Origin of the sequence: Acetomicrobium sp. S15 = DSM 107314 (assembly GCF_016125955.1) — a bacterium.
GTDB classification, from domain to species: Bacteria; Synergistota; Synergistia; order Synergistales; family Thermosynergistaceae; genus Thermosynergistes; species Thermosynergistes pyruvativorans.
In genome coordinates this window covers 24,162-34,846 of sequence record NZ_JADEVE010000028.1, presented here as the reverse complement: position 1 = coordinate 34,846, position 10,685 = coordinate 24,162, and the positions used below count along the sequence as shown (strand labels likewise).

Sequence of the window (10,685 nt, the reverse complement as noted above, 5' to 3'; positions counted from 1 at the left end):
AAGGAGGAGGTCATAGCCTCCGGTCATTGGGAAAGCCTCGAGAAGAATTATATGCTCAAGCACATAGCCTTAAACCGCACCGCTGAAAGCCTGACCAAGCACGGGATAGCTTTCGTAGCAGCCAGGGGATTACACGGCCGTTAGGAGGTGGGCCTTTGCGCGCTATAGGGATAGACCTGGGCGGACACAACACAAAGGCAGCTCTTGTAGTTGATGGGGCTATTCAGGAGCGTTTGGAAGAAGCGACTGCGCCTGGCAGGCGCCAGGAAGAGGTGTGCGCTCAGGTTGCACGTCTCGTTGAAGCACTCTCTCCAGCCGGAGAGGTCGTTCCAGTGGGGCTGGGCGTGCCCGGAATGCTCGATACTTTTAGGGAGCATATTAAAAAGATGCCTAACTTTCCCAACTGGGAAGGGGTGCCGTTGAAGGCGCTACTCGAGGAACGCCTTTCCAGGCCCGTAGCAATCGAAAACGATGCCAACTGCTACGCCCTGGGTGAGGGGTGGGTAGGCGCCGCAAAGGGCCTTTCAAGTTATGTGGTTATAACATTAGGCACAGGTGTAGGCGGCGGGATAGTCCTCGACGGAAAGCTCCTGAAGGGCGCTCATGGCATGGCGGGCGAACCCGGCCACATCGCAATCGGCAGAGATGAATACTGCGGGTGCGGCGGAAGGGGACACCTGGAAGCCATTTGCGGCGCCGATGCCTTAGAAAGACTTGCCCGCTCATGGGGCATTCCCGATGACCTCCCCCGTCTATGGCAAGAGAGGGGGAACCCCGTCATTGCAGACCTTTGGAACGTGGCGCTTGACGCCTGGGGGAGAGCTTTGGCATCTGTCGCGCACATGCTCGACCCCGAGGCCATCGTTATAGGCGGTGGCCTGAGCCGAGGTGAGGGCTTTCTTGAGAGTTTGCGACCTCACGTTATCCCTTACCTGGCGCTTCCGTTCAGGGAAGCATTAGACCTCCGCCTTAGCCTCCTGGGCAACGATGCCGCAATAATAGGCGCCGCGGCGGTCGCATTAGGATATTTCGCTTGAGGCACGAGCGCGCCACCACAAGGTGAAGAAGGCGGCAGTGAGAACGATCAGCGCTGCTGCCTTATATTGTGCCTGCGGAAAGAACGCCGCCACGCCAGAAGCGAGGAGTAAACCCCTGATGAGAAGTCCCAACCGGCAGAGCAACCATCCCTGGAGGGCTCCTGAAATACCAACTACACCGACGGCAGCGGACGCTATTAACAGCGCCAAGTATGGCAAGTTAGGGCTCTCGAGCAGGATGGCGGGAGAATAAATGAACGTAAAGGGCAACAGATACGCCACAAGTGCAATCCTCGCGGCCTGGAAGCCTGTTTGTGTTGGATTTGCCCCTGCTATGCCAGCTCCGGTGAATGCCGCCAGGCACACGGGAGGCGTAAGGTCTGCCATTATGCCGAAGTAAAACACAAACATGTGAGCCGCCAAGGGAAGGATGTGCATCTTTATCAAGGCCGGCGCTATAATCGTGCTGGTGACGATGTAATTTGCAGTCGTCGGAAGCCCCATTCCGAGCACCAGGCATGCCACCATGCCCAAAAGGAGGGTAAAAAAGAGTCTCCCGTGAGCAAGTTCGATGATATTGTTGGAGATAACAAAGCCCAATCCTGTGAGCGACGACGTCCCTACTATGAACCCAACCATGGCACACGCCAAAGCAACACCGAGAGCGCTGCGCGCGCCCTCTTCCATGGTCTTCAACAAATCCCTTATATTCATCCTCGTGTGGGGTCTCAAGAAGCTCACGGCGAACACGGATATCACACCCCAGAAAGCCGCGGCAAGCGGGGTATATTTGGAAAGCAGTGCATAGAGCACCACGCCCAACGGAATCAGGAGGTGACCGTCATGAAGCAGGACACCTATCACATTGGGCAGATCTTTTTCTGGAAGTCCCTTTAGCCCTCGCCTCTGCGCTCTGCAATGGACATTGAAATAGAGGGCTAAGTAATAGATTACAGCCGGGATCGCAGCAGCCGCTGCGATCCTTAAGTAAGGCACCTGCAGAAATTCGCTCATTACGAAAGCCCCTGCCCCCATTATCGGTGGCATGAACTGCCCGGCGGTTGAGGCCGCCGCCTCCACTGCCCCGGCGAACTCGGGACGGTAACCCACCCTCTTCATGAGCGGTATGGTAAAGACTCCGGTGGTGGCCACATTTGCCACAGAGGAACCGTTTATCGTGCCCAGAAGTCCAGAGGCCACTATAGCGACTTTGGCAGGTCCGCCTGGCGAGCGCCCTGCCAGCGCTAAAGCCAAGTTGGTGAAAAAGCGCGCTCCTCCGCACCTGGAAAGGAACGCCCCAAACAATATGAATATGAATACGAAGGTGCTCGAAACCCCGAGGGCTACGCCGAATATGCCCTCGGGGACGAGATACATATGTTGGACGATGCGGTTTATCGAATACCCGCGGTGCATAAACACACCAGGCATTTGTCGCCCAAAGTAACAATAGAGCAAAAACAAGATAGAGAGCATCGGCAAAACCTTGCCAGAGACGCGACGACCAGCCTCGAGGACTAAAACTATCGTCATTATCCCAAGCCATAGATCGTGAGGGAAGACGGCCGCCCCACGCCTCGCGATGTCGTTGAAGAAAAAGACTATATACCCGCATCCGAGGGCCGATAATCCTGCCAGCAGCCAATCATACCACGGTATCGATCGCCTGCTTGAGCTCTTTCTGGCGGGGTAAAGCAAAAAGACGCCAACCATGGCAAAGGTCAGGTGTACCGCCCTATGTATGGACGTAGGGAGAGTGCTCAAGCCTGCCGTGTAAAAGTGAAATGCCGACATAGCCACGAGCCAACCCGATACGAAAAGGCCAGACAAACCGCTCAATCTCCTGTAGCGGCTTTCTACGTCGTACTTTTCGATTACTTCCTCGACTTTTTGCTGGCTTTCCTCGACTGAAGATCCTGACATCTTGTCGATTCCTCCCTCAATATGCACCGGTATAAATACGGCCCCATGCTCCCCGCGCGAATACAGGAAGCATAGGGCCTAAGGACTGTTCGCGTCAAGCAGTCAACGACTTTCTATCACTTTAGGACACCTATTTCTTTGTAATAGCGCTCGGCGCCAGGATGTAAGGGTATCACGATCTGCTCGACGTTTTCGGGCACCATATGTTTCATCTGAGGTGTAACTGCGATGAGGTCTTCTTTGTGTTCAAAAAGTGTCTTCGTCATCTGGTAGACTAAATCCTCAGTGAGCTTTTCGTGAACGGCTATGATGTTAGGACCTGCGTAGGTTTTGATCGGCTCCTCTTGGCCCTTATAGGTGCCGGCCGGTATGGTGAAGGGGAACCAATAAGGATACTGACTGACTGCCTTCTTGATGACCTCGTCGGGGATGTCGATGAGATAAGCCACCCCCAGGGTGGTAGCCTCCACCACCCCAGCCTGACCCAGCGCTCCCATCATTATCGCGGCATCGATGAGCCTGTCCGCGAAGGCCCTTCCGGTGTCTCCCACACCTAAGTTCTCCGCCTTTATGTCCTTATCTGGGTCTATGCCGGCAAGGTTCAAAAGTTGTCTCGCCGTAACCTCTGTGCCGCTGGCCACGGCTCCTATAGATACCTTTTTACCCTTTAGATCGTAAACGCTCTTTATGCCGCTGTTGGGCGCTACCATAAGCTGGACGGGCTCGGGATAGAGAGGGACCATTCCCCTTATGTATTTCTGAGGGTTGTCCTCCCACTTGCCCAAGCCATTGTAGGCGCTGTAATAATTGTGATCCATGAAACCTGCCTCCGCCTCTCCATTGCCCATCAATTGGATATTGTGGACGGTTCCGCCGGTGGATTGAACATTGGCATTTATATCAGCTATATTCTCATTCCAAATCTTGACCATAGCAGCACCTACAGGGTAATACATCCCTCCAGTCGTCCCCGTGGCGAGGTTGATAAACGTTACCGCCCAAGCTGAACTCGCCATAAAGACAACCGATGCCAGCACTGCGACCCGAACTAATAACCCCTTCTTCCTCACCATTTGCTCCACCCCTCCCGTTCGTGTCCTATTTTGGTTCAGTTAAAATACCTCACGTCTGCCGTCCAGTCAATGCCCAAGCTCCTGAGAGATTATTAATACGAAATATCAATTTAGAGTTATCGAGCCATTTCCAAACTTAGCCACAGCTCAGTCGATCAGCTGTGGCTAAGAAGGGTAACCATTATGCTCTTGGGCACAACAATGCATAGAACTGCCATTCTCATTAACGATTTAAGAGATGCGCAAATCGCAGGTTGTGCTTAACAATCTATAAGCATCATCCAGAGATAAATTTAGGGAAATGGGATGTCTAAAATCTTATTCACTATTTAAGTATGTAGTCAGTCTGTCATTCTACTCAAGTAACTTTAACCTTCTTCCCATATTTTCTTGTCCAAGAAGATATGTATTTTTTCTATTACTTCCCGAGGCGGCGGCGGTGTTGCGCAACTGACCAACATATATGCACAAATATTGAGCAATAACCCCCACAAAACAGGATGTACTATTGGAACGGGATTTCTTACAAATTGAGTCACCAATACAGCAACTAAGCCAATAACTGTACCCGCTATGGCCCCTTCTTTCGTGGCCCTTTGCCAATAAAGGCCACCCAATAGAGGAGGAAGTAATTGGGCGAACGCAGGAGACGAAAACGCATATGCATAATTTACCAACAAGGCAGGCCTAAAGGTGACTACAAGTAGCACTACCAACATCATCACCAATATCCATATTCTTGCGAATCGCAGGCGCTCGTTTTCGCTTGCTCCAGGCTTTAATTGATCGTAGATGTCTTTTTGAAGAATTGAGCTCGACACAAGAAGCTGAGAATCAGCTGTCGACATCGCATAAGCATATACGCCTATTACTACTAAAATGGAAAACAAAAATGGAGAATATTCGCTAACCATTTTTGGAAGCAGAATGTCCGAAGTCCTCGAGTCAAGACCAGGCCCATATAATGCCCGTCCTAAATAAGAACCTTGAATTACAAAACACGAAAACATAAACATTTCAAGTAATGGGAATACCCATGCCATTACTCTAAAGGTTTGTTTTGAAAATGCAAAATAAGATCTGACGAAAATATGGGGCCATGCTATAATAGCCACCCCGGCACTTACAGATATTCCAAGTACACCAACGCCGCTTGCATAAATGCCTGAATGAGACAGCACCTCAGGTGAGTGAGACATGACCTTAGAAGCAACCTCTTGTAATCCACCCTGGAAATTTGCCGAAAGCACAAACCATATCATTGTCACTGTAATAAACACACCCGCAAAGCCAGCGAGCGTGTCAGCAAAGGCAATGGACCTGGCGCCACCCCAAAGAACGTGCCATATCAAAATAATAGATAGTATTCCAGCAGCAAGCCAAAAACTGACAGAACCAGCACTCGCGACTTCAATGCCTGACGATGCTCCAATTATCTGAGCAGAGATGTAAGGCACTATAAAAATTACACATATTAAAGATGTTATCCATCTAAAAAGTGGAGAGTAATAACGATCAGACATAAAATCCCCAGGGGTCACATAACCATATTGTTTACCCAATAACCAAAGCTTATACATTATTAGAACCGCCCAAATACCCATCACACAACCACCCGCTGCACCGGCAAGATACCCTATGCCCGCACGATAAGTTGCCCCAGGCCATCCGTAAAACGCCAAGGCACTCCATATGGAAAGAGCAATCGTGCCTATCATCATGAGCGTTGGGACACTTCTGCCTGCGACAAAATAATCTTCGGTAGTGGCTTGCGCTCTCTTGTGAGCAACTTCAGACAGCCAAATAACGCCAACGACATAGATTCCCAATCCAACCAAAACCCAAACGCCGCGACCCATAACGATCATCTCCTTTGTATCGCTTCTCAAAAGGACTATCTTATTATCTGCCTTGCCAACAGCCAACCTAAAACAGAAAGCTCTACTGCGTAAAGCCAATAATTCAACAATTGAAAAGGAATCCAGCCAAAAACAATAAAGTTAGGCAGATATGGAGGTAAGAAATTACCTTGAATGACTACAAGAATAATAATAGCTATTAACACCTTACTTCTGGTTTTTCTGGATGCAATTGTGCTCATTGTTTCAAACCTCCTTATTATATTTTGTTAAAATACAGCAATTAACAAATTATCATAGCTTATTTGCTACCAATATAGTCATTGATCATTATAGGCTGTTTATAGCAATATGTTACCTAAAATGACATGCAGAGTAGACAAGCTTGCCGCCTACAATGGTCATTAATACACTTATATCCTTTATTTTGGCAGATGGTATGACCCTTGGGTCTTCCGCCAATATTACAAAATCAGCCAAATAACCCCTTTTTATCATGCCTTTTTTATCCTCTTCAAAAGCAGCGTAGGCCGCATTTGTGGTAAATAGCTCAATAGCCTGCAAGACCGAAATTCTTTGAGCATCGTTAGGGTGATTAACTGTGGCATGTATGCCCAGCAATGGCCACATCGGAGTTACGTAGCTATCTGAACCTCCAGCCACGCGTATGCCCTTTTGCAGTGCAGTGCGAATTGGTTTAGTCCTGGTCACTCGCTCCGGACCCAACCGAGAACCATACATGTTGCCTACCCCGCCCCAAAAGTATTCGAACGCTGGCTGCATCGCCAGAACTAACCCAAGCTCAGCAGCTTTGTCTACCGCCTCCCATGTAGGAAACAAGAAGTGCTCCACGCGATGTCGATGATCCCACCTGGGGCTCTTTTTTATTGCTTTTTCATAAGCGGATAAAAGCTGATCTATAGCGCGCTCGCCTATAGCGTGCATGCTGACTTGGAGACCTTCCTGATGAGCCTTGTGTATAAATTGGAAGAGGCAATCATCGTCCCAATACAACACGCCTGAAGAAGATGGATTGTCGCTATACGGCTCATACAACGCTGCGGTCCAGCTACCAACAGAGCCGTCGATGAGCAAACAACCACCAATTCGGTTCAATCCTTCTGCTTTCACCCTGTCGACATCGGTAGTCTCATCATATACTACAGTTCTAACTGGAAGAGTTAACCCATTTTCTATGAGCCACGAAGTGCTAAGATCTGTCTGTTTGCCACCTACGAGTGCATGTACAGTTGTAAGCCCTACTTTTAACGCCTCAAGAGCCGCAGTGGAATACGCACGCTCACATAGTGAAGGTGTCACCAAAATCCGATTAAGCTTCTCGATTACCTTGGTGTTGGCCATTCCCCTCACCACACCAATGGCACGACCGCTCTCATCCGTGTCAACTCCAGGTTGTCCAGCCGAGATCTTAAACAGCTTCATCGCTTCCCAATTTAAGGCAGCAGAATGACCATCCCGCCTTTGGACAAAGACAGGGTTATAAGGGGCAGCCTCGCTAAGTTCATTCGCTGTGGGATAGCGCCTTTCTTTAATTTTCTCATGATCAAATCCATATCCTAAGATCCAATCTCCTGTGTGGATGGCGTTGGCCTTCTTGGATATATGCTCCAAAACCTCGGTTATGGTTAAGGCAACTGTGCAATCCACGCCGAGGAGTTGATAGATACCGGTATTCAACAAGTGAACATGGGTATCGATAAAACCAGGCAGCAAGACAGCACCTCGGAGGTCGATGTGCTTGGCAACGGGCATAGCTTCGTGCAAACTCTGGGCTGAATCCTCAACCAGGGCTATCGTGTCATCCTTTATACCCACTGCGGCAGCCTCAGGTTTGTTGGGATCAAGGGTTATAATCTTGCCACCTGTGATTAAGATATCCAGATACATCTGTGACAACCTCTCCTTCACCCCCTTCGCTTCTGTGCCAGACCCCTCATTTCCACCTCATTCCATCTATAACCTTTGGGTCGGGAGGTTGGGTTATCATAGAGACCGCAAATAGAACTATCGCAGAAATCGGCAGGCTGACGAGTACTGGAGGAATAGCGGCAGGTAGGACTTTCCATATAGTCAAGCTAAGCTGCGTCAGGCCACCGACAAGCATGGCAGCCAAGGCACCTCCATTAGTGGCACGAGGCCAGAAGAACGCTGCAAGAGTAGGCGCCAACAGAGCCCCCACGCCAAATGCGTAACCCCACAGGATAAGCGGGATGATGCGTGGAAAAGCCATTGCAACGAGCATGGCAAACAAACCGACAACTACCATCAGTACGCGCGTTACTATCAGCGTATGTCTTTCAGATGGATTGGCGTTAATCAACGGCTTATAAACGTCTTGCACAAAAGAACTTACCGAGCAGGTAAGACAGGTATCAAATGTGCTCATCGTGGCTGCCGGCACTGCCGCTAAAACCAAACCAGCAACGCCCGATGGAAATATCTCCAAGATCATCTTAGGCAAGACCTGAGACGGGTTATCCAAACTCCCAAAGTAAACAAGCCCGCACACTCCTATCAATAAGGCAGCAAGGGTTGGCACTATATAAAGGCCGCTTTGGAGATAGCGCGCCTTTACGGCCATAGATGGGTTCCTGGTACAAATTGCATATGCGTAAGCTGCCTGAAGAACAAAACTGGAAAGGGCTGTGGGAATCAAAACTCCAAGCACGGAGCCTACTCCCACTCGCCCGATATCAAAGAACTCGGCTGGCAGAGAGGTAACTAAGGCCCCAAACCCTCCGACCATGCCCAACGCCACAGGTAATCCAACTACAGCCATACCCAGCCATATTGTTGTCAACTGAAGATAATCGGTATAAACCGCCGCAGGAAGACCTCCAGCTATTGTATATCCGATACAAACCAAAGAACCAACCGCTATGCTCGCATTAAAGTCCCAACCTATAACAGAGGAAAGAACCGCACCTAACGTAACTGCCTGACCAGCAACGAAACCAGCGTAAGAAATCCCGTTCACTGCGCCGGCAATTACTTTAGCGGATTTGGAATATCTGTAGCCAAGAAAATCCCCCACCGTGACAAATCGATGTCTATCCGCTACCTTCTTTACAATACCCATAAACCATGCCGTCACTGGACCAGCAAGGGCCGTCGCGACGCCAAACCAACCACCAGACAGCCCAATCTTGAAACCATCGGCTGCGGTGCCTACGGTACTAGCACCACCAGCGACATTCGAGGCGCTCCCCACTGCTGCAGAAAAGGTGCCAAATCGCCGACCAGCTACAGAGATATCGTCGAAGTTTCGAACCTTCTTACTAGCATACATTCCTATGACCAGGACAATTACAAAATAAAAAGCTATCATCCCAATATCTATAGCATGTATTCCGTTCGTTTCATGTTCCCCCCTTCGCTGAACAACACCTACCTTTGTCTACGTTTACCCCTTTGTCTCAAACGATTCCGACATGTATTATCAATAAAAAAAAATCAAACTACGCTTGCCAATGCTTTTTCGAAAATACCAAGACCTTCGTCGATTATTTCCTCACCGATATTAAGCGATGTCATAAACCTTATGCAATTTTTATAAGTGCCGCAAATGAAGAAAAGGAGCCCGTTCTCGAAACAGAATTCGGTTATCTTCTTTGTGGCATCGGGATTAGGGTTTCCTCTTCCGTCTACGATTTCCACCGCTAGCATCATTCCCAGGCCTCGCACGTCTCCTATCAGCGGATATTTTACTTTAAGTCCATCGAGCTTCTCTTTGAAGTATTTGCCCACGCGCACACAATTTTCGAGCACTTTTTCCTCCTTAAAGACATCAAGGGTAGCAACAGCAGCGGCACAGCTCACCGGGTTGGCTCCAAATGTACCTCCGTGAGCTCCTGGTGCCCAGTTCCCCATTAACTCCGAACTTGCCGCCACTGCAGACAGCGGAAATCCCGACGCTATAGCTTTGCCCAGGCACATTATGTCAGGTACAACACCGAAGTGTTCAGTTGCGAACATCTTTCCCGTCCGCCCAAAGCCCGTCTGCACTTCGTCGAATATGAGCAGGATCTCATTTTTCTCACACAAGTCCTTGAGCGCCTTAATATACCTCACCGGCGGTACTATGTATCCACCCTCTCCCTGCACAGGTTCGATCAAAATCGCTGCTACGTCGGAAGGGGTAGTGACGTAGTGAAAGAGCCTGTCATACTCCTTGAAGCATTCGAGGTCGCACATTTCAGGCTTGGCATTGTAGGGGCATCTGAAGCAGTAAGGGTAAGGCATGTGGTATACAGTTGGCAAAAACGGCGCATACCGCTCCCGATAAGAGGCATTGGAAGCAGTCATTGACAAAGCTCCGAAGGTGCGCCCATGGAACGAACCCTTATATGCGATAAAGACCGGCTTACGAGTATTCCATCGGGCTAGCTTCAAGGCGCCCTCTACAGCTTCAGCACCAGAGTTGGAGAAGAAGAACATGTCGAGATTGCCCGGAGTCACCTCAGCCAGTTTTATAGCCAACTCGAGAGCAGAAGGATAATACCCAAGATTGAACGATCCATGTATCAATTTCTCTACCTGCTTCTTAGCCGCTTCCACTATCTTTGGATGGCAATGCCCAAGGCTGCATACCGCAATCCCTGAGACAAAATCCAGATATCGCTTTCCCTCAGATGTATATACGTATGGACCTTCCCCACGTTCCATTACCAACTGCGTTGTCTTAGATAAAGCTGGTGATAAATGTTTCCTTGCGTCTTCCAGTAATTTTTGACCTTCCATAATTAGCACCTCCGTTTATTGTTATGCTAACA

Annotated in this window: 8 protein-coding genes; 1 reads left to right on the top strand and 7 read right to left on the bottom strand. The window is 49.4% G+C overall.

Translation table 11 applies throughout. The annotated features are described in order from the left end of the window. Positions 1 to 155 precede the first annotated feature (155 nt). Entirely contained in the window at positions 156 to 1,037 is an 882-nt protein-coding gene (locus EZM41_RS00550) for an ROK family protein (RefSeq protein ID WP_198468363.1), read from the top strand. On the opposite strand, the gene EZM41_RS00545 is transcribed toward EZM41_RS00550, so the two are convergent. The 7 genes from EZM41_RS00545 to EZM41_RS00515 all read right to left on the bottom strand — a co-directional run bounded on the left by EZM41_RS00545 (position 1,020) and on the right by EZM41_RS00515 (position 10,653). After that, positions 1,020 to 2,960 carry a TRAP transporter permease gene (locus tag EZM41_RS00545; RefSeq protein ID WP_198468361.1) on the bottom strand — a complete coding sequence of 647 codons (1,941 nt, stop codon included), beginning with the start codon at positions 2,958 to 2,960 and terminating at the stop codon, positions 1,020 to 1,022. The genes EZM41_RS00550 and EZM41_RS00545 overlap by 18 nt on opposite strands. 116 nt (positions 2,961 to 3,076) lie before the next feature. Beyond that, positions 3,077 to 4,033 carry a TAXI family TRAP transporter solute-binding subunit gene (locus EZM41_RS00540; protein ID WP_198468359.1) on the bottom strand — a complete coding sequence of 319 codons (957 nt, stop codon included), beginning with the start codon at positions 4,031 to 4,033 and terminating at the stop codon, positions 3,077 to 3,079. 368 nt (positions 4,034 to 4,401) lie between these two features. Beyond that, on the bottom strand, positions 4,402 to 5,892 hold the full coding sequence (locus tag EZM41_RS00535) for a sodium:solute symporter family protein (RefSeq protein WP_198468357.1): 1,491 nt from the start codon (positions 5,890 to 5,892) through the stop codon (positions 4,402 to 4,404). Between the two features lie 35 nt (positions 5,893 to 5,927). Further along, positions 5,928 to 6,134, bottom strand: coding sequence for a hypothetical protein (locus EZM41_RS00530; protein ID WP_198468355.1), 207 nt, complete (start codon positions 6,132 to 6,134; stop codon positions 5,928 to 5,930). Positions 6,135 to 6,246: 112 nt separating this feature from the next. Continuing rightward, positions 6,247 to 7,800, bottom strand: coding sequence for an amidohydrolase (locus tag EZM41_RS00525; protein ID WP_198468353.1), 1,554 nt, complete (start codon positions 7,798 to 7,800; stop codon positions 6,247 to 6,249). 46 nt (positions 7,801 to 7,846) lie between these two features. Beyond that, positions 7,847 to 9,202: a sodium:solute symporter family protein gene (locus EZM41_RS00520; protein ID WP_198468351.1), complete on the bottom strand. Its 1,356-nt coding sequence runs from the start codon at positions 9,200 to 9,202 to the stop codon at positions 7,847 to 7,849. 164 nt (positions 9,203 to 9,366) lie between these two features. Further along, a complete protein-coding gene (locus tag EZM41_RS00515; protein ID WP_198468349.1) occupies positions 9,367 to 10,653 on the bottom strand; it encodes an aspartate aminotransferase family protein in 1,287 nt (428 codons plus the stop codon). Positions 10,654 to 10,685: the final 32 nt, after the last annotated feature.

What these genes read in the sequence shown, in the direction of transcription:
- EZM41_RS00545 (WP_198468361.1), bottom strand. Translation starts at nt 2,960, where the DNA reads ATGTCAGGATCTTCAGTCGAGGAAAGCCAGCAAAAAGTCGAGGAAGTA.
- EZM41_RS00540 (WP_198468359.1), bottom strand. Translation starts at nt 4,033, where the DNA reads ATGGTGAGGAAGAAGGGGTTATTAGTTCGGGTCGCAGTGCTGGCATCG.
- EZM41_RS00535 (WP_198468357.1), bottom strand. Translation starts at nt 5,892, where the DNA reads ATGGGTCGCGGCGTTTGGGTTTTGGTTGGATTGGGAATCTATGTCGTT.
- EZM41_RS00530 (WP_198468355.1), bottom strand. Translation starts at nt 6,134, where the DNA reads ATGAGCACAATTGCATCCAGAAAAACCAGAAGTAAGGTGTTAATAGCT.
- EZM41_RS00525 (WP_198468353.1), bottom strand. Translation starts at nt 7,800, where the DNA reads ATGTATCTGGATATCTTAATCACAGGTGGCAAGATTATAACCCTTGAT.
- EZM41_RS00520 (WP_198468351.1), bottom strand. Translation starts at nt 9,202, where the DNA reads ATGTATGCTAGTAAGAAGGTTCGAAACTTCGACGATATCTCTGTAGCT.
- EZM41_RS00515 (WP_198468349.1), bottom strand. Translation starts at nt 10,653, where the DNA reads ATGGAAGGTCAAAAATTACTGGAAGACGCAAGGAAACATTTATCACCA.